This window comes from Pseudomonas sp. Tav-5-1A, assembly GCF_055755055.1.
Genome location: NZ_CM146901.1, coordinates 5,551,979 through 5,570,568, shown reverse-complemented (window position 1 = coordinate 5,570,568; position 18,590 = coordinate 5,551,979). Strand labels below are relative to the sequence as shown.

Genomic DNA, 18,590 nt, shown 5'->3' with positions numbered 1-18,590 from the left:
AAAAACCGGCTTTCGCCGGCTTTTTCCCCCTCAAACCAGATGGTCATGCCACACCGGTTGCAAGGGTTAGTTGTTGGGACAGATTATTGCGCAGCCAAGCGCCAGGAGCAAGATGATAAAGGGTGGCTGGCTCTTGGGGTGTCCTTCTTGTGTTTCGGAATGAGACCTAATATTGGGCTCCGGCGTCAATTCGGAGCGCTTGTAATGTTTTTTGCTACCTGAGCGGTGCCCGGTTAAGGTTGGCCTGACAATCTGTAACCGGAGGTTGCATGGCCGGCCCCATCTTTCCCTGGCGCCCCGACAACCAGTTCGAACTGCTGGTCGACGGCCCGGCATTTTTCCCGCCCATGCTCGCGGCCATCGCCGCGGCTCGCGAGCAGGTCGACCTGGAACTGTACCTGGTGGAGTCTGGCCAGTGTGCCCAGGTGGTCATCCAGGCCCTGGCCGAGGCGGCCGGGCGCGGTGTTGCCGTGCGTTGCCTGTTCGATCATTACGGCTCGCTGGCCCTGAGCGCCGAGCTGCGCCAGGTGCTGATCGACGCGGGGGTGGAACTGCGCTGGTACAACCCGGTGCGATTGCGCCGTGGGCTGCGCAACCTGTACCGCGATCACCGCAAGGTGCTGATTGTCGACCAGCAATGGGCGGCGGTAGGCGGCACCGGGCTGACCGACCAGTTCTGGCAGCCAGGCCAGCCCGACAGTGAATGGCATGAAGTGATGGTGCAGATCCAGGGGCCGCTGGTGGCTGACTGGCAGATGCTCTTTGACCGCCAGTGGCGCGCCAACCTGCGCCGCACGGCGTGGCGCCCGGCCACCCATTTCGGCCTGCCGCGCCTGCCCAGGGTGCCGGCCAGCGGTGCCGGCCTTGGGCGCGTGGCCTACGCCGATGCCCGCCAGCACCGGGACATCCTGCGGTCGCTGGTGCGCGCCATCAACAGTGGCCACCGGCGTATCTGGCTGGCTACGCCGTATTTCCTGCCCACCTGGAAGGTCAGGCGTTCGCTGCGCCGGGCGGCGGCGCGTGGGGTGGACGTGCGGCTGCTGCTCACCGGGCCACGCACCGACCATCCCTCGGTGCGCTATGCCGGGCACAACTATTACCCGCGGCTGCTCAAGGCCGGGGTCAGCATCTTTGAATACCAGCCGTGCTTTTCCCATTTGAAGATGGTGCTGATCGACGACTGGGTCAGTGTCGGCTCGTGCAACTTCGACCACTGGAACCTGCGTTTCAACCTGGAGGCCAATGTCGAGGCGCTGGACGCCTCGCTGACCCTGGCGGTGGAGCGCAGCTTCACCACCGACTTCCAGGCCAGCCAGCGCGTCGAGCTGGCGGACTGGCGGCGGCGCCCCCTGTGGGGCAGGGTGCAGCAACGGGTGTTCGGCTGGCTGGACCGGCTGACCATCACCGTGTTCGGGCGCCGCGAATGACACTTTCCGATGAGTAGTAACCGCGTATTACCCGTTGCCCAACCCAGGGGGCTAACGTGTTAAGCGTGAAGTTATCTACGCTGTCTTATAGGAGTGTCACAGCATGGCCGCGAAAAAGATCCTGATGCTGGTCGGCGATTACGTCGAGGACTACGAAGTGATGGTGCCGTTCCAGGCCCTGCAGATGGTCGGCCACGTGGTGCACGCAGTGTGCCCGGACAAGACCGCCGGGCAGAGCGTGCGCACCGCCATCCATGATTTCGAGGGCGACCAGACCTACAGCGAGAAGCCTGGGCACAACTTCGCGCTGAACTTCGACTTCGCCCAGGTGCGTGCCGGCGACTACGACGCCCTGGTGATTCCCGGCGGCCGCGCGCCCGAGTACCTGCGCTTGAACGCCAAGGTGCTGGAACTGGTGCAGGCCTTCGACCAGAGCGGCAAGCCCATTGCCGCGGTGTGCCACGGCGCGCAGCTGCTGGCCGCGGCCGGCGTGCTGGAACGCCGCGAGTGCAGCGCCTACCCGGCGTGTGCCCCGGAGGTGAAACTGGCCGGTGGCCGCTATGTCGACATCGAGGTCAACCAGGCCCACGTGCAGGGCAACTTCGCCACCGCCCCGGCCTGGCCCGCCCACCCCGCCTGGCTGGCGGGCTTCCTGGGGTTGCTGGGGACCCAGATCATCCTGTGAGGATTTGCCCATGTGCGAGCTCTACGTAAAAGCCGACCCCATCCTCTACGAGTCCCGCTCGCGCTCGCTGCGCATCCGCGGGGTGGTGACCACTCTGCGCCTGGAGAACCAGTTCTGGGACATCCTCAGCGAAATCGCCGAGGTGGACGGCATGAGCACCAACCAGCTGATCACCAAGCTCTACGAGGAGGTGATGGACTACCGTGGCGAGGTAGTGAATTTCGCCTCGTTCCTGCGGGTGAGCTGCATGCGCTATTTGACCCAGCGGCGCGCGGTGGCGGCGGTGCCGCGCGCGGCGTCGGTCGTACCGATGACCGCTCACGCCTGACCTGACCGCCCTGTAGCAGCGGCCGCAGGCCGCGTCCAACGCGTTCCGATTTTCCCGGCACACTGCGGCGAATCCGGACGCGGCCTGCGGCCGCTGCTACGGGGCCTTATAAAAAAGCCCGGCACACAGGCCGGGCTTTTTCAACGCAAGGCCTGCGGCCTTACTTCACTTCAACTGCCAGGCTTTCGCTGATCTTCTGCTGCCAGATCGCTGGGCCGGTGATGTGTACCGACTCACCCTTGCTGTCTACCGCAACGGTAACCGGCATGTCCTTGACGTCGAACTCGTAGATCGCTTCCATGCCCAGCTCTTCGAAGGCCACCACGCGCGACTTCTTGATGGCTTGCGCCACCAGGTAGGCCGCGCCGCCCACTGCCATCAGGTAGACGGCCTTGTAGTCCTTGATCGCCTCGATGGCCACCGGGCCACGCTCGGACTTGCCGATCATGCCCAGCAGGCCGGTCTGGTCGAGGATCTGGCGGGTGAACTTGTCCATGCGCGTGGCAGTGGTCGGGCCAGCCGGGCCAACCACTTCCTCGCGCACCGGATCAACCGGGCCGACGTAATAGATGAAGCGGCCTTTCAGGTCCACCGGCAGGGTTTCGCCGCGGTTGAGCATTTCCACCATGCGCTTGTGCGCGGCGTCGCGGCCGGTGAGCATCTTGCCGTTGAGCAGGATGGTCTCGCCTGGCTGCCAGCTCTGCACTTCTTCGGGCGTCAGGGTGTCGAGGTTGACGCGGCGGGCCGACGGGCCGGCTTCCCAGACGATTTCCGGGTAGGCGTCCAGGTCCGGTGCTTCCAGCTCCGCAGGGCCCGAGCCGTCCAGCACGAAGTGGGCGTGACGGGTGGCGGCGCAGTTGGGGATCATGCACACCGGCAGCGAGGCGGCGTGGGTCGGGTAGTCCATGATCTTCACGTCGAGCACGGTGGTCAGGCCGCCCAGGCCCTGGGCGCCGATGCCCAGCTGGTTGACCTTCTCGAACAGCTCCAGGCGGATCTCTTCGATACGGTTCTGCGGGCCGCGGGCCTTCAGCTCGTGGATGTCGATGGATTCCATCAACACTTCCTTGGCCATCACCGCGGCTTTCTCGGCGGTGCCGCCGATGCCGATGCCCAGCATGCCCGGTGGGCACCAGCCGGCGCCCATGGTTGGCACGGTTTTCAGCACCCAGTCGACGATCGAGTCGGACGGGTTGAGCATGGCCATCTTCGACTTGTTCTCGGAGCCGCCGCCCTTGGCCGCCACGTCCACTTCCACGGTGTTGCCGGGAACGATGGAGTAGTGGATGACTGCCGGGGTGTTGTCCTTGGTGTTCTTGCGAGCACCGGCCGGGTCGGCCAGGATCGAGGCGCGCAGCACGTTCTCGGGCAGGTTGTAGGCGCGACGCACGCCCTCGTTGATCATGTCGTCCAGGCTCATGGTGGCGCCATCCCAGCGCACGTCCATGCCTACGCGCACGAACACGGTGACGATGCCGGTGTCCTGGCAGATCGGCCGGTGGCCGGTGGCGCACATGCGCGAGTTGATCAGGATCTGGGCGATGGAATCACGGGCCGCCGGCGACTCTTCGCGCAGGTAGGCTTCGTGCATGGCCTGAATGAAATCTACCGGATGGTAGTAGGAAATGAACTGTAAGGCGTCGGCGACGCTCTGTATCAGGTCGTCTTGCTTGATCACGGTCATGCGGCGCGCTCCTCTTAAAGACGGGAACATTCGTTAAGGTATTTCGACACGTCGGGCGACCATCGAAACGACCTTTCAAGACGCGCCGGGCAGCTGCGACCGACGCAAAAAAGGCGCGGCAGTATACCGCACCTGGCGGCCACCGACACACGCCGATAGTCAAAGGCGGGGCGGTTATCGGCGCGCTGGAAAGGTAAAAAGCTGTACAGAACTGTTATACAGCGGTTGCAAATTTGGATAGTTATTTTTGACGGGTAGCACTAAAGTGGCATCTGGCCATAGCGCCGTTCGGTGCCAGGACGGGAAGGGATCCCTTTGAGCACGGTGAGTCAACGAGTGACCGACAAACTTCTACAGAAGCTGCTGATCAAGCGCTTCACCCTAGCCGCTGGCACGTACGTGCTGGTGCTGATGCTGACCTGGGTGGCAACGCTCAGCGACTACTTTCGCGCCTCGATCACTACCACGGTGGTCACCACGCTGTTGGTGATCGTGACCCAGGGCGTCCTGGCCCTGGTGTTTTCCAAGGGCTGGAACCGCCGCTTCCGCGACCCCAGCCTGACCGAGTTCCAGGTACTGCTGGCGCTGGGCTGGCAGACCTGGCTGATGGCCAACCTCGACGGTGCGCGTGGCACCTTCCTGGTGCTGTACCTGTTGATCCTGCTGTTCGGCCTGTTCCACCTCACGCGCCGGGTGTTCGTGCGCTGCGCCGTGCTGGTGTTCTTCAGCTTCGCCGGGCTGAACCTTTATGAAGGCTACCAACTGCAGCTGCCCGACCCGGGCCTGGCGGCCATTCAGGTGTGCGTGCTGTTCGTGGTGCTGGTGTGGCTGTGCCTGTACGCCAGCTACGTACAGGCTTCCCGCCAGCGCATGCGCCAGCGCCGCTACGCGCTGCAGGCGCACCAGGACACCTTGCGCGGCATGATGCGCCAGCTCGAGGACCTGGTGGCTACCGATGAACTGACCGGCCTGTACAACCGCCGCCACTTTCTCAGCCTGGCTGGCCGCGAGCTGCTGGCCATGAGCGCGGGTAGCCAGCATGGCCTGGCACTGATCGACCTGGACCACTTCAAGCGCATCAACGACGTGCACGGCCACGCCGCTGGCGACCAGGTGCTGCAGGTGTTCGCCGAGGTGGCCGCCGCCTGCCTGCGCGACGGCGATGTGCTGGCCCGCTACGGCGGCGAGGAATTCGTGCTGCTGTTGCCCGACTCCAACACCGAGCGCCTGAGCGTGTGCTGTGAGCGCCTGCGCCTGGCCTTCGCCACGGCCGAGCTGGGCGAGCTGAACGTGCAGAACCTGAGCCTGTCGGTGGGCATGACCCTGCTGCTGGAAGGCGATGACCTGGACGATGCGCTGCACCGCGCCGACCAGGCGCTGTACCGCGCCAAGCGGGCGGGCCGCAACCGCTGCGCGGCCGCCTGGGAAGCCGCCGATGCCTGAACTCACTGTTGGCCAGCAGCGCTGGTCGGTGGCGCCGGGCGAGAATCTGCTCGACGCCCTCAACGCCCAGGGCCTCAACGTGCCGTACAGCTGCCGCGCCGGCAGTTGCCACGCCTGCCTGGTGCATTGCCTGCGCGGTGACCCGCTGGACCGCAAGCCCGAGGCGCTGGACGCCGGCAAGCGTGCTGAAGGCTGGCGCCTGGCGTGCCAGTGCCAGGTAGTCGACGACCTCAGCGTGGCGGTGTTCGACCCCAAGGCCGACGGCCTGCCTGCGCAGGTGGAAAGCTGCGACTGGCCCAGCCCCCACGTGCTGCGGCTGCGCCTGCAACCGGGGCGGCCGTTGCGTTACCAGGCCGGCCAGCACCTAGTGCTGTGGACCGAGACCGGCGTGGCCCGGCCCTATTCGCTGGCCAGCCTGCCCCAGGAAGATCGCTTCCTGGAATTTCATATCGACTGCCGTCATCCAGGTGCCTTCGTCGACGTGGCGCGTACCTTGAAGGCGGGCGATACCCTGCGCCTGGGCGAGTTGCGTGGCGGCGCCCTGCATTATGACCCTGACTGGCAGGACCAGCCGCTGTGGCTGCTCGCGGCGGGCACCGGGCTGGGGCCGTTGTACGGGATTTTGCGTGAGGCGCTGCGGCAGGGGCACCAGGGCGAGATGCGGGTGATGCACCTCGCTCAGGACGCTGGGGAACACTACCTGGCGGCTGAGCTGCAGGTACTCGCCCAGGCACAACCCAGCCTGCACGTGGACCTGCTGCTGCCGGAGCAACTGGCCGCCGCACTGGCGACCTTGCGCCCCCGCTCACGCCAGACCCAGGCGTTGGTCTGCGGTAGCCCGGCCACTGTCGAGGTTTTTGCCAAGCGATTGTTCCTGGCGGGTGTACCTCGCAGCCAGGTTTGGAGCGATGTTTTTTCCGAGCGTGGTCAGTAATGGCTGCCTTTCTGCACACTTTGTCGCTTGCCGGTTAGCCGAATCCTCTGCCGCAACCCCTCACTATCAAAACGCCGTACCCACGCGTAATACCCCTGCTGGTACAGATACCCCGCGGCAATGATGGCGCCATCGCGCTCCAGCCCCAGCGCCAGGTATTCCGATTCGTGCTCGGCCATCAGGTAGCCGGCGCCGTCGGCGAAGCTTGTGTCCAGCCCGCCGTCCGCCGCCAGGCGCACCAAGGTGCCCTTGTACTCGCTGGCGCCGGCGGTGGCCGCCAGTAGCAGGGCATCGCCCTGACGAGCCACGGCCTTTACCCCGGTGACTTCGAACGGCAGCGTGACCAGCAGCGGCACGCCTGCGTTGAAGTCCGGGTGCGGGCTGCCGTCGGCGCGGCGGCGCGTCACCAACAGTTCGCTGCCGAAGGTGCCGGCGGCATGAATTTCGTGGTGTTCGTCGACGCTGACCTGGCTGAGCACACTCCGGGTGCAGGCGTCGCCGATGACAATGAAGCCGGTGCCGTTGAAGGTCATGTCGCGGTGGCCATTGGCGTCGAACCGGGCGATCAGGCCCTGGGTGGCGCCTTCGTCGTCCGGGCAGGTGGCACCGTACAGCAGCAGGTCATTGCCTTGGCGGACGACACCCCGGGGCACCACGGTGCGGCCTTCGAACTGTACCTGGGCGAAGCCTTGCTGGTTGAAGCCGGTGTCCAGCGCGCCGGCCGCATCCAGGCGCACCAGGAACGCCCGGCCTTCGGGATGCTGCTCACAGGTTTCGAGAAAAAACAGCACCACACCACCGTCGGCCAGCACCACGGGCGTCTGCGGAGTAAAGATCGCCGAATGGGTGGTGCCACTGCGTTGTTTGCGTGGCCGGCGGCGCGAATGGGGCAGTTCGAGGATGTGCTTGCCGTCGCCATTGAAGGACAGGTCCGGGCGGCCATCGGCGTGGTAGCGAGCGAGGGCGATACGGTCGACATCGAAGTCGCAGGTGGCGCCCACCACCAGCACCTTGTCGCCCACCCAGGCGAGCTGGTTCACGGCGGTGAAGGCAAAGCTTGCAGTGTCGAAGCTGTCGAAGAAATAGCCCCTGTCTGGCAGCCCGAAGCTGTCGTCCAGGGTCAGGTCGGCGTGCAGGCGGGCCACGCAGAAGCCATAGCCGGAATCAATGGCCACCAGCCATTGGTCGCTGCCCGCCACCTGGGTGATGGCCTTGATGTCGCCATCGATATCCAGCACCTGATGCTCCAGTGCCTGGCTGAGGGCGCGGGGCAGGGGTAGGGGCGATTCGCGGTGGGTCGTTGTGCGTGAGTGCATGCTGCACCTCCCTGTGTGGTTGAAATAAGTGGCTATTTCACCGCAGTGGGGGTGGTGCGCGGACCTGTCAGTTCTATCAGTATCGCAGCGCCGATATCGCGCGCATTGTGGGGATTTACGACCCCATTGGAGTCAACCCCATGGGTAACGCCACCGGGCCTGGTTATTTGCGACGAACGGCTGCCGGACGCCAGCCGGCCTGGTGTGCCGCTATAGGCACGCGAGCCGCTGACCAGCGCCCCTCCACTCCAGTGCCGCGCCGTTGCCGAAGCTGCCGTCGAAACGCCCATTGGGCAGCAGCCCTGCGGCGAAGGCACGCGGCCGAGACTGCTGCGTGGCGGTGCCGGTGATCAAGCCATGGCCACCGGCGCACTGCTGGATCGCGTCGGCCTGCAGCGCCTGGCACGCCACTGGCAGCACGCCGGCGTACCCAGGTTGGGGCAACCCCTCGTCGTCCAGCGCTGTGACAGTCAGCAACTGGCTGTCGCTGCCGCTGGCGCAAAACCCCAGCAGCCAACGGTCACCTTGCGCCTGTGCCGGGCCCAGGCAGGTAAAGCCGCTGTCCTGCCTGGTGCCCCGTAGCCGGGCGAAGCCCCCGTCGCCGTACGACGGGTCAAGCCTGCCGTTGCGTTCAAGGCGGGCCAGGAAACCCTGGCGAATGCCATCGCGGATGTTCCACCTCACGCCACAGGCCAGCACGCGGCCGTCCCGGAGCAGGGCGAAATCGTGCAACAAAGTGTGCTGCCCAGGTACCTGGAACTCACGGTAGCCCCAGCCAATGTCCAGTCGGCCGCGGGCATCCAGGCGCAGCAACAGGGCCTGCCATTGAGCGCGTGGGTGAGACAGGCCGATATAGCTGAATTCGCCATCGTGGCGGCTGATGAGCCGCGGGGGCGAGGCCCGCGCCGTGGGCGTCGAGGGTGCAGCGCCGATGTCCAGGAGCACGCTGCCGTGGTAACCGAAATGGCCACAGGGTGCGCCAGAGGTGCCCAGCAACGTCGCTCGCAGCAACATCCTGCCGTTGCCACGCCCCAGCGTGGTCAGCAGGGACGTGCCGTTGGGCAGCTGCTGCCGGTACTCCAGCGGGTAGGGTTCACGCTGCATGGCCATGGGGCACTTCCCTGTGAGATGGTCCAAGGGCAGCGTGCCGGTCTTGCCACTGTCTTGCTACTGTCAGAAATACGGGTTTTCAATCATTCAGCCCAGCGTGGCTTGATAGAAAATCGACAAGGCACAAAAAAGCCCCCGACGCTCGCGCGCCGGGGGCTTCTGGTGTAGCGCCGGGCATTAAACCAGCGGATCACCGACGTGCAGGATCTTCATACCGTTGGTGCCACCGATGGTGTGGTAGCTGTCGCCCTTGGTCAGGATGACCCAGTCGCCTTGCTGAACCACGCCCAGCTTCAGCAGCTCGTCGACGGCGGCCTGGCTGACCTTGTCGGCCGGCAGTGCAGCCGGGTCGAAGGCGACCGGCACCACGCCACGGAACATGGCGGCACGGGCCTGGGTTTCGCGGTGCGGGGAGAACGCGTAGATCGGCACCGAGGAACGCAGGCGCGACATGATCAGCGGGGTGTAGCCGCTTTCAGTCAGGGCGATGATCGCCTTCACGCCCGGGAAGTGGTTGGCGGTGTACATCGCCGCCAGGGCGATGCTCTCGTCGCAACGCTCGAACTGGGTGTGCAGGCGGTGGCTGGACTTCATGCTCATCGGGTGCTTTTCAGCGCCCTTGCAGATGCGGTCCATGGCCTGCACGGCCTCGATCGGGTAGGCGCCGGCAGCGCTTTCCGCCGACAGCATCACCGCGTCGGTGTAGTCCAGCACGGCGTTGGCCACGTCGGATACTTCGGCACGGGTAGGCATCGGGTTCTGGATCATCGACTCCATCATCTGGGTCGCCACGATCACCGCCTTGTTGTTGCGGCGGGCGTGCTGGATGATCTTCTTCTGGATGGCGATCAGCTCGGCGTCGCCGATTTCCACGCCCAGGTCGCCACGGGCAACCATGACTGCGTCGCTGGCGCGGATCAGGCCGTCCAGGGTCTCGTCGTCGGCCACGGCTTCGGCGCGTTCGATCTTGGCCACCAGCCAGGCGGTGCCGCCGGCTTCGTCGCGCAGGCGACGGGCGTATTCCATGTCGGAGGCGTCACGCGGGAAGGAAACGGCCAGGTAGTCCAGGTCCATTTCGGCAGCCAGCTTGATGTCGGCCTTGTCTTTCTCGGTCAGGGCTGGGGCGGTCAGGCCACCACCGCGACGGTTGATGCCCTTGTGGTCCGACAGCGGGCCACCGATCAGCACCGAGCAGTGCAGCGAGTCGGCGGTGGCGGTTTCCACGCGCATCACCACGCGACCGTCGTCGAGCAGCAGCTCGTCGCCCACGCCGCAGTCCTTGACCAGGTCCGGGTAATCGATACCGACGATTTCCTGGTTGCCTTCGGTCAGCGGGTGGCTGGTGGAGAAGGTGAACGCGTCACCGACTTTCAGCTCGATACGCTTGTTGGCGAATTTGGCGATACGGATCTTTGGACCTTGCAGGTCGCCCAACAGCGCGACATGGCGGCCCAGCTTGGCAGCGATGTCACGGATCAGGCGGGCGCGAGCCTTGTGCTCGTCCGGCGTGCCGTGGGAAAAGTTCAGACGGGCCACGTCCAGGCCGGCCTTGATCAATTGCTCGATCACTTCCGGCGAGTTGCTGGCAGGGCCAAGGGTAGCGACGATTTTGGTACGGCGAACGGTCATGCACTGACTCCTTTATTGAAGCGCAGCGAAAGGCTACTCCTCTCGGGCGCTGTAGTCATTGTTCCTCTGCACTACCTTGGTGGCATGGCAGTGGGCGATACTCAAGCAAGCCCCCCGGTCGAGCGGCACTGAAGAATTCCGCGGCCTGGTCGATAAACCGCTCAGGACAGGAGATACCCATGCGAATCCTCATCGTTTTAGCCCTGGCGGCCAGTGTCGTCGGTTGTACCCGTTGGTCGATGGACCATCACTTGGACGAAGCGTACCGCCAGTACGACTACGGCAACTGCAACAAGGTGATGCTGGAGTTGTCCCAGGTCGACCGTACCAGCCGCACGCGTCAATACGTGCAGCCAGAAGTGTCGCTGCTGCGTGGCCTGTGCCTGGAACGGCAGAACCTGTTCCTGGACGCTGGCCAGACCTACGAGTTCATCATCACCCAGTATCCTTACAGTGAATACGCTTATCGCGCCCGCGCGCGACTGGACACCTTGCAGCAGCTGGGGCATTACCGCAGTGCTGTCGCCGCCGCGCAACCCCAGGCTGCACGCTGACCCTGTGGGAGCTGGCTTGCCAGCGAGCTTTTGGTGGCCTCGACAGCTCGCTGGCAAGGCAGCTCCCATAGACTGTTCGTCGGGTGGGCTGGCGCTTGGTCGTTCTTCACTTTTAGCCGGGGTGGCCGGGTGAGATCATGGGCGGTGATCTTTAAACTGCGATGAGAACATGTTTACCGAACGCCGCATCGAGCGTCACCAGCTGCCGTGTTATCTGAAAGTCTTCAACCGTTTCACGGGTCAGCCCATAGGATTCCTGGGCAATGTCGACGAAGAGGGATTGATGCTGATCAGCAACCTGCCGTTGCTGGTTGGCCCGGATTTCGAACTGCAGATCAAACTGCCCGATCAGGTCATCAACCTGACCGCGGCCTGCCTGTGGTGCCACGAAGACGTGACGCCAGGGCACTACGACGCCGGCTTCCAGCTGCTGCACGCCAATGCCGAGTACGAGCAGTTGGTGGTGGCGTTGCGTGATTACTTCAGCTTCCCGATGAACGAGTCGGCCTGACGCGTTCATGTGGGAGCTGGCTTGCCAGCGAGTTGTCAGGGCCGGAAAGCTCGCTGGCAAGCCAGCTCCCACACGCCAACCGGCCTACAACGTCCCCGCCTTCTTCCAGCTCAAATAGCGCGTCACCAACTGCGCCCCCAGTTCCTGCGGCCGCGCATCCAGCACCGGTATGCCGTGGGCGCCCAGGCGCTCATGCAGCTGGGCGCGGGCGTTGAGGTAGTCGATGGTGCCGCAGTAGCCCAGCGCCTGCTGCCAGGTCTGCACCGGTGCCTGGCGCAGTTCGTCCAGCACTTCCTCGCGCAGGCTGGCCACCAGCACCCGGTGCTGGCGGCCGATGCGGCGCACCGCGCCCAGCAGTTGGTCATCGTCCTCGTCGCGCAGGTTGGTCACCAGCACCACCAGCGCCCGGCGCTTCTGCCGCGCCAGCAACCGTTCGGCCGCCGCTGCGTAGTCGGCCGGGGCCTGGCTGCTGTCCAGGTCGTAGACCGCGTTGAGCAGCACGTTGAGCTGCGCCGCGCCTTTCACCGGTGCCAGGTGCCGCTGTTGTTCGCTGGCAAAGGTCGACAGCCCCACGGCATCGCCCTGGCGCAGCGCCACGTAGCTGAGCAGCAGGCAGGCGTTCAGAGCATGGTCGAAGTGTGCCAGCTCGCCGTCCTGGCTGCGCATGCGCCGGCCGCAGTCGAGCAGGAAAATAATCTGCTGGTCGCGCTCATCCTGGTATTCGCGGGTGATGGGCATGCGCTGGCGGGCGGTGGCCTTCCAGTCGATCTGGCGCAGGGCGTCGCCCTCGCGAAACTCGCGCAGCTGGTTGAATTCCAGGCCCTGGCCACGGCGGGGGCGCTGGCGCACGCCCAACTGGCTGAGCAGGTTGTCCACCGCCAGCAGCCGCGCACCGTAGAGGCGGGCGAAGTCGGGGTACACCCGGGTGTTGTCGCTCACCGCGATGAACCGGCGCTGCAACCACAGCCCCAGCGGGCTGGGCAGCAGCACCTCGATGCGCTCCCAGTGGAAATGCCCGCGGCGCAGCGGCCGCAGGCGGTAGCCCAACTGGCTGTCCTGGCCCGGCTGCAGGTCGATGGCCTGGGGCAGGGCGTCGAAGCCCAGGCCGTCGGGCACGTGGTCGAACACCTGCAGGGTCAGCGGCCGGTCGAAACCATGGCTGATGTCCAGCCGCACCTCGCTCCAGCGCCCCAGCGGCAGGCTGCCCGGCACTTGCCGGTGCAGGCGCGGCGAGGGCTGGCGGTGCACCCGCCAGGCATCCAGCGCGCCCAACAGCAGCAACGCCAGCAGCATGCCCCAGGCCACGCTGTGCAGCCCCTCGGGCAGCACCAGGCCCCAGGCATCCAGGCTGCCCAGGATCAGGTTGGCCACCAGCAACGCGCCGAGCCAGGCCAGCAGAAGCCGCGACGGTTTGATCACAGGCGCGGCGCCGCCACCTGGTCGAGCACCTGGCGCAGCACCTGGTCCACCGACAGGCCGTCGATATCCAGCTCTGGCGACAGCCGCACCCGGTGGCGCAGCACCGCCAGGGCGCAGCCCTTGATGTCATCGGGAATGACGAAATCGCCACCGCGCAACAGCGCCCGCGCGCGGCCACCGCGCACCAGCGCGATCGACGCCCGCGGCCCGGCGCCGATGGACAGGCCAGGCCAGCTGCGGGTGGCGCGCGCCAGGCGCACGGCGTAGTCCAGCACCTGGTCGTCCAGCGGCAGCTCGCTGGCGATGCGTTGCAGGGCCACCACGTCCTTGGTCTGCAACAGGGTGCGCAGCGGCTGCACGTCGAGCATGTCGGCACGCACCGAACGGCTCACCTGGCGCACCATTTCCAGCTCCTGCTCGGCGTCCGGGTAGTCCAGGCGCAGCTTGAGCATGAAGCGGTCGAGCTCGGCCTCGGGCAGCGGGTAGGTGCCTTCCTGCTCCAGCGGGTTCTGCGTGGCCAGCACCATGAACGGCTGGGCGATGGGCAGCGCGCGGCCTTCCAGGGTCACCTGGCGTTCCTGCATGGCTTCCAGCAGCGCCGCCTGGGTCTTGGCCGGGGCGCGGTTGATCTCGTCGGCCAGCAGCAGGTGGGTGAACAACGGGCCCTTGCGCAGCTTGAACTGCTCGGTCTGCATGTCGTACACGGCGTGGCCGGTGATGTCGCTGGGCATCAGGTCGGGGGTGAACTGGATGCGCGTGAACTCGCCGCCAAAGCAGCGCGCCAGGGCCCGCACCAGCAGGGTCTTGCCCAGCCCCGGCACGCCTTCGAGCAGCACGTGGCCGCCGGCGATCAGCGCGGTCAGCACGTCTTCGATCACCGCCGGCTGGCCGATCACCGCCTTGCCCAGCTCGGTGCGCAGGGCCTGGGCCAGCAGGCTGGCGCGGTGGCGCTGTTGGGCCAGGTGTTCGGGGGACTGGCTGGCCGGTGCGGGCACGGGCTGGTCGCGTTCGTCGTGGACGTCGTGGGTCGGGTCGCTCATAGGGCATTCCTGAGGGTTTGCAGGTGGGCCACCTGGCGGCTGAATTCGGCCGCGCCGAGGCGCTGTTTCAAGGGCGGGCGCAGGGCCTGGCCGATGGCGGCGGTGGGCTGGCGGGTCAGGCGCGACAGCACCTGCCACTGCTCGGCCACGGCCAGGCGTTCAAAACCGGGATGGCGGCGCCGGGCGCGGCGCAGTATGTCCTGCTGCAGGGCGCGCAGCAGACGGTCCTGGCCGGCGTTGCGCAGCAGGAACGCGGCCGTGGCCCGCAGGTGTTCGCGCAGCTGCCGGCGGGCCAGCGCCGGCGGCGGCGTGAGGGGGCCATGGCGCAGGGCGAAGTGCCAGGCGCCCAGCACCAGCAGCAGCGCCAGGCTGGCCAGCGCCTGGGGGTAGTGGCGCCACAGCAGGGTGGCCAGGCTGTCACGGGCGCTGCGGAACACCAGGGTCACGTCGGTGCCCTGGTTCAGGTACCACAGCAGCCAGGCGTTGTCGTAGCGGCGGATGGCGGCGTTGGTCCACAGGTCGGCGTCGGTGACCACGGTGATCAGCCCCTCGCCGTAGCGCAATTGCATCAGGTGCGTGGCGTTGCTGCTGTTGGCCCAGGACTGGGCCTTGTTGGCCGGGTCTTCCAGGTGGAAGTCAGGGTCGAAGCTGAAGTAGGCCGGTGCCTGCTCGTTTTCCAGGTACAGCTTGGTCAGCTGTGGATAAGGGTCGGGCTTCACCTGGGGCAGGGCGGGCAGGTCCGCCGCCAGGAACTGCCGCAGTTGCAGGCGGTCGAGCAGCAGGTCGCCGCTCATGGCCTTGTCGTCGTCCCAGAGCGCCTCGGCCACGAACAGCAGGCGGCCACCGCCGCGCACCCAGGCCAGCACGTCTTCGGCCTGGCGCGCGCTCATGGTTGCGCGGTCGCCCAACAGCAACAGGCTCTGGCCTTGGCTGGGCAGGTGTTGCAGCACTTCCAGGCCGTTGGCCATGTCGGCTTTCAAGCCCCGCTGGCGCAGGAAGGTCTCGGCCGCCAGCCAGGGGTTGGCGCGGGCCTCGGGCGAGGGGCCATGGTCGACTGTTTCGTCATAGGGGTGCAGGTGGCGGGCCAGGTAGAAGCCGACAGCCGCCAGGGCGACCAGCACCAGCACGGCGACCAGCCAGGCGCGGCGGCGGTTCATGGCCGTGCCCCGCGCGCGCTGAACAACTGGCTCCAGTCGTCGCACAGCTGCATGGCCAGCGCCTCGCTGGGCAGGCGGTGGCCGTAGGCCAGGGCTTGCCAGTGGCGGGTCAGCACCTGGCTGAAGGCCTCCAGGGCCGGGTCGTGCAGCCCGGCGACCTTGGCCAGCACCTGGCCCTCGGTGTCCGCCTCGTACAGGGGCAGGCGATAATCATGCAGCAGGCGGTTGAGCAGTCCACGGTACAGCAGCCCCAGGGCTTCGCGCGGGTTGCTGGCCCACAGCTGGCGGGCGTGGCCGGCGATGTCGTCGGGCAGGTCGTGGCCGCCCACCGCCAGGCCCCATAGCTGCGTGGGCAGCTGCGCTGGGGCAGGCGCCGCAGGTGCGCGCCGGCTAACGAAGGTGCGCAGCCAACTGCGGTAGCGCCAGGCCACCAGGGCGATGCCGGCGATCACTGCGCTCCACAGCGCCGCTTCCATGAACTGCGCCAGCCGCTTCAGCCAGGGTTGCTCGAGCAGGCGCTTGAGGTCCACGGGCGCAGGCTTGGCTTCATCCGGCTGGCCCAGCCGCCAGCGGTGCAGGGTCTGCTTATTGCTGAACGGCGGTTGCTCAAGGAGGGTCTTGATGTCCTGGCGTGCGGCCTGGCTGGTGACGGCCTGGTGCACCAGGCGTGGCTGGTCGAACGGATTGGCTGCCGGCGCCGGTGCCGCTTCGCTGCGCGGGGCCAGGCCCAGCACGCCCATGGCCGCCACCAGCAACAGCGGCGCCACCCCGGCCAGGCGCTGGCGCAGGCCGCGCAACACCAGTTCGATGTCCCAGGCCTCCAGCTGCGTGCGGCGGTTCAGGTACAGGGTGAAACCGCAGGCCACGTAGATCGGCTCCCACAACACCAGCACCAGGGCGTAGAAGGCGTTGGTCAGGTGCTCCACCCACAGCCATTGGCCGTTGGCCGCCTCGATCAGGCGCCGCCAGCTCCACTCCACCTCTATCTGCTGCGGCACCATCAGGTAGAACAGGCTGATCAGGCCAATCCATAGCGCGCCTTCCAGGTGCATGCCCACCAGGGTCAACCAGCGCGCGGTGCGCCCGGCGTGGGGGTCGAGCACTGCCAGGCGGCGCTGGCGCTCGATGCCGTCCAGGCCCTCCAGTTGCTGCACCGGCAGGTGGAAGCTGCGGCTCAGGCTCAGGCGCCGCCACAACAGGCTGGGCCACAGCTGCACCTTGAGCAGCCGTGGCCATTGGCGCAAGGCCTCGCCCAGGGTGGGCGGGTCGCTGAACAGCGCCTGGGAAAGAATGTGCAGCGGCAGGCGCTCGAACAGCGGCTTCAGCCACCAGAACAGAAACATCGCCAGCGACGGCGAGTCCCAAAGCAGCAGGGTCAGCAGGGCGAACACCGGCAGTGTGACGATGGCCCAGCTGAGCATCAGCAGGCGCCGGTGCCGGCGCGCCAGCAGCACGCCCAGGTCCAGGGCCTCCCAGGTGTTGCGCGGGCGAATCGCGACGCTGGCGTCAGTCAGGCGCATGGTGACGTCCACCCAGGGTCAGGTAAATGCCCACCAGCAGCCACAGCAGGGTGCCCACCGTGTATTTGGTGACCGCGCTGAAGTCGGTGCGCGACGACCAGTACGCTTCGATGAACGCTGCGATCAGCAACATGGAGATCACCCCGTACACCAGCTGGATAGCCACGCCCGCAGCCTGGCGTAGCGCCTGGCTGCGGCTCAGCCGGCCCGGCGCCACCAGCGCCCAGCCCAGCTTCAGCCCGGCAGCGCCGGAGAGGGCGATCGCCGTGAGCTCGAAGGCGCCATGGCCGATGACGAAGGGCCAGAAGGTCTGCACGTAGCCGATCTCGGTGAGGTGGCCGGCCACGGCGCCGATCATCAGACCGTTGAACAGCAGGAAAAACAGGCTGCCCAGGCCCAGCAGCAGGCCACTGGCGAAGGTCTGGAAGGCAATGCCGATGTTGTTCATGATGTAGTAGCCGAACATCATCCAGTCCTGCCCGGCCAGGCGCTGCGCGGCGGGGCCCAGGCGGGTCTGGTCGGGGTCGTACATGGCCTCGGTCTGGGCCACCCGGGCCGGCTCCATCAGGTTGTAGACCAGGTCGGGGAAGGCGTACACCAGCAACCCGGTCAGCAGCACACTGCCAAAAAACACCAGGCAGGCCAGCAGCACGAAGCGCCATTGCTGGCGCACCAGCCGCGGAAAACCGGCCAGCACGAAGGCAAGGATGCTGGCCCCCAGCGCATGGCGGCGCCGATACAGCTGCTGGTGACCGCGCAGGGCCAGCTGCTGCAGGCTGTCCACCAGGTGGCTGCTGTAGCCGCGCGCCTGCGCCAAAGCCAGGTGCTGGCACAGCCGCCGGTAGTCCTGGGCGAAGGTCTCGCTGGCCTCGGGGCGCGACTTGCCATGCTCCAGCAGCGTCAGCAGGTGTTCGAAGGCCAGCCACTGGGCTTGGTGCAGCTGTTCGAATTGGCTCTGCTTCATGTTGGCCCCAGCAGGCCACGGGCGATGCCGTTGATGCGCGCCATGGCCATGGCCGGGCTGACGTCGAGGCTGGGCGCGGCGATGGCGGCCAGTTCTGCGAGGCGCTCGGCGGACAGCTCGTCCTGGCGCTCGGCCAGGCTCAGCAGCGCGCGCTGCTCGGTGAGGGTCAGGGCGAAAGGCGCGGCAATGGCCTCGGCGGCCGGCAGGCGCGGGCGCAGGTTCGGTTGGTCGCGGTACACCACCAGGGTACCCGCCGCCAGGTCGCCCAGGCGTTTGAACGCGGGGTGTTGCAGGCAGCTGATAGCGCCCAGGAAATAGCCGAACGGCAGCATGTCCACCACCCGCAGCAGGTTGCGCAGCAGCGAGGCCGACCAGCCGATGGGCGTGCCGTCGTCCTCCACCACCCGCAGGCCCATGGCCTGTTTGCCGGGCGAACGGCCCTGGTTGAACACCTCGAACAGCACCATGTACCACCAGTTCACCAGGAACAGCAGCATGGCGCCCAGCCCCACGCCCAGGCTGCCCAGCCACACCAGCACAGTAAACAGCACGCCCAGCAGCAGCCCACGCAACAGCAGGTCGATGGCGAACGCCAGGCTGCGCACCACCAACCCGGCCGGGCGCAGGCTCAGGTCAATGCCTTCGGGGGTTTCGATCTGGTAGCGGGTGTCCACTGGCGGGACCAGCATTGCATTCCGTCGCGTCGCTGTGGTGTGGGGCATGGATGCCTTGGGTGCGGGGCCGATGTTGACTGCGTGCCTTCCGATCCTAGCTACCCTGGGGGGCCGAAGCAACCTGACATTCATGCATGGCTGGTCCCGCTGGCCGCTAACGCCTAGACTTTGCCGACTTTGTGCACAGGAACACCC

The 18,590-nt window shown here is 66.6% G+C and carries 16 protein-coding genes and 1 pseudogene; 7 read left to right on the top strand and 10 right to left on the bottom strand.

The window, feature by feature from the left end; genetic code table 11:
- The first annotated feature begins 269 nt into the window (after positions 1–269).
- From AC0J42_RS25605 to AC0J42_RS25595, 3 genes are all read left to right on the top strand, one after another.
- Positions 270–1,427, top strand: coding sequence for a phospholipase D-like domain-containing protein (locus AC0J42_RS25605; RefSeq protein ID WP_473004411.1), 1,158 nt, complete (start codon positions 270–272; stop codon positions 1,425–1,427).
- A 103-nt stretch (positions 1,428–1,530) separates the two neighbouring features.
- Positions 1,531–2,112: a DJ-1/PfpI family protein gene (locus AC0J42_RS25600; RefSeq protein WP_473004409.1), complete on the top strand. Its 582-nt coding sequence runs from the start codon at positions 1,531–1,533 to the stop codon at positions 2,110–2,112.
- Between the two features lie 10 nt (positions 2,113–2,122).
- Positions 2,123–2,440 carry a ribbon-helix-helix domain-containing protein gene (locus AC0J42_RS25595; RefSeq protein ID WP_416426752.1) on the top strand — a complete coding sequence of 106 codons (318 nt, stop codon included), beginning with the start codon at positions 2,123–2,125 and terminating at the stop codon, positions 2,438–2,440.
- Positions 2,441–2,600: 160 nt separating this feature from the next.
- Here the strand turns inward: AC0J42_RS25595 and AC0J42_RS25590 are convergent, their stop codons facing one another.
- Positions 2,601–4,124: a fumarate hydratase gene (locus tag AC0J42_RS25590; protein ID WP_416426750.1), complete on the bottom strand. Its 1,524-nt coding sequence runs from the start codon at positions 4,122–4,124 to the stop codon at positions 2,601–2,603.
- Between the two features lie 336 nt (positions 4,125–4,460).
- Here AC0J42_RS25590 and AC0J42_RS25585 point away from each other — a divergent pair, with 336 nt between their 5' ends.
- Together AC0J42_RS25585 and AC0J42_RS25580 are read left to right on the top strand one after the other, a co-directional pair.
- The gene (locus AC0J42_RS25585; RefSeq protein WP_473004407.1) at positions 4,461–5,567 is read left to right on the top strand and encodes a GGDEF domain-containing protein; all 1,107 of its coding nucleotides are present in this window, start codon (positions 4,461–4,463) and stop codon (positions 5,565–5,567) included.
- On the top strand, positions 5,560–6,501 hold the full coding sequence (locus tag AC0J42_RS25580) for an iron-sulfur-binding ferredoxin reductase (RefSeq protein ID WP_473004406.1): 942 nt from the start codon (positions 5,560–5,562) through the stop codon (positions 6,499–6,501). The genes AC0J42_RS25585 and AC0J42_RS25580 overlap by 8 nt, the downstream gene beginning before the upstream one ends.
- On the opposite strand, the gene AC0J42_RS25575 is transcribed toward AC0J42_RS25580, so the two are convergent.
- The 3 genes from AC0J42_RS25575 to pyk form a co-directional block, all read right to left on the bottom strand.
- Complete coding sequence (locus AC0J42_RS25575; RefSeq protein ID WP_473004404.1) at positions 6,495–7,817, bottom strand: NHL repeat-containing protein; 1,323 nt, start codon at positions 7,815–7,817, stop codon at positions 6,495–6,497. The genes AC0J42_RS25580 and AC0J42_RS25575 overlap by 7 nt on opposite strands.
- Before the next feature lie 210 nt (positions 7,818–8,027).
- On the bottom strand, positions 8,028–8,927 hold the full coding sequence (locus tag AC0J42_RS25570; protein ID WP_473004402.1) for an NHL repeat-containing protein: 900 nt from the start codon (positions 8,925–8,927) through the stop codon (positions 8,028–8,030).
- Between the two features lie 177 nt (positions 8,928–9,104).
- Positions 9,105–10,556, bottom strand: coding sequence for a pyruvate kinase (gene pyk, locus AC0J42_RS25565; RefSeq protein WP_473004401.1), 1,452 nt, complete (start codon positions 10,554–10,556; stop codon positions 9,105–9,107).
- Between the two features lie 179 nt (positions 10,557–10,735).
- Here pyk and AC0J42_RS25560 point away from each other — a divergent pair, with 179 nt between their 5' ends.
- Together AC0J42_RS25560 and AC0J42_RS25555 are read left to right on the top strand one after the other, a co-directional pair.
- Positions 10,736–11,110: a tetratricopeptide repeat protein gene (locus AC0J42_RS25560; RefSeq protein WP_416426739.1), complete on the top strand. Its 375-nt coding sequence runs from the start codon at positions 10,736–10,738 to the stop codon at positions 11,108–11,110.
- Positions 11,111–11,279: 169 nt separating this feature from the next.
- A complete protein-coding gene (locus AC0J42_RS25555; protein ID WP_416426737.1) occupies positions 11,280–11,621 on the top strand; it encodes a PilZ domain-containing protein in 342 nt (113 codons plus the stop codon).
- An 84-nt stretch (positions 11,622–11,705) separates the two neighbouring features.
- Here the strand turns inward: AC0J42_RS25555 and AC0J42_RS25550 are convergent, their stop codons facing one another.
- From AC0J42_RS25550 to AC0J42_RS25525, 6 genes and pseudogenes are all read right to left on the bottom strand, one after another.
- A complete protein-coding gene (locus tag AC0J42_RS25550) occupies positions 11,706–13,037 on the bottom strand; it encodes a DUF58 domain-containing protein (RefSeq protein ID WP_473006905.1) in 1,332 nt (443 codons plus the stop codon).
- Positions 13,037–14,016 (bottom strand): annotated as a pseudogene (locus tag AC0J42_RS25545) (AAA family ATPase); the annotation flags it as partial. The gene AC0J42_RS25550 and the pseudogene AC0J42_RS25545, both read right to left, overlap by 1 nt.
- A 60-nt stretch (positions 14,017–14,076) precedes the next feature.
- Complete coding sequence (locus AC0J42_RS25540) at positions 14,077–15,237, bottom strand: DUF4350 domain-containing protein (protein WP_473004400.1); 1,161 nt, start codon at positions 15,235–15,237, stop codon at positions 14,077–14,079.
- Positions 15,234–16,757: a DUF4129 domain-containing protein gene (locus AC0J42_RS25535; protein ID WP_473004399.1), complete on the bottom strand. Its 1,524-nt coding sequence runs from the start codon at positions 16,755–16,757 to the stop codon at positions 15,234–15,236. The genes AC0J42_RS25540 and AC0J42_RS25535 overlap by 4 nt, the downstream gene beginning before the upstream one ends.
- A complete protein-coding gene (locus tag AC0J42_RS25530; protein WP_473004398.1) occupies positions 16,744–17,721 on the bottom strand; it encodes a stage II sporulation protein M in 978 nt (325 codons plus the stop codon). Before AC0J42_RS25530 ends, AC0J42_RS25535 begins: the two co-directional genes overlap by 14 nt.
- Positions 17,718–18,443 carry an RDD family protein gene (locus AC0J42_RS25525; protein ID WP_416426729.1) on the bottom strand — a complete coding sequence of 242 codons (726 nt, stop codon included), beginning with the start codon at positions 18,441–18,443 and terminating at the stop codon, positions 17,718–17,720. The genes AC0J42_RS25530 and AC0J42_RS25525 overlap by 4 nt, the downstream gene beginning before the upstream one ends.
- Positions 18,444–18,590 lie beyond the last annotated feature (147 nt).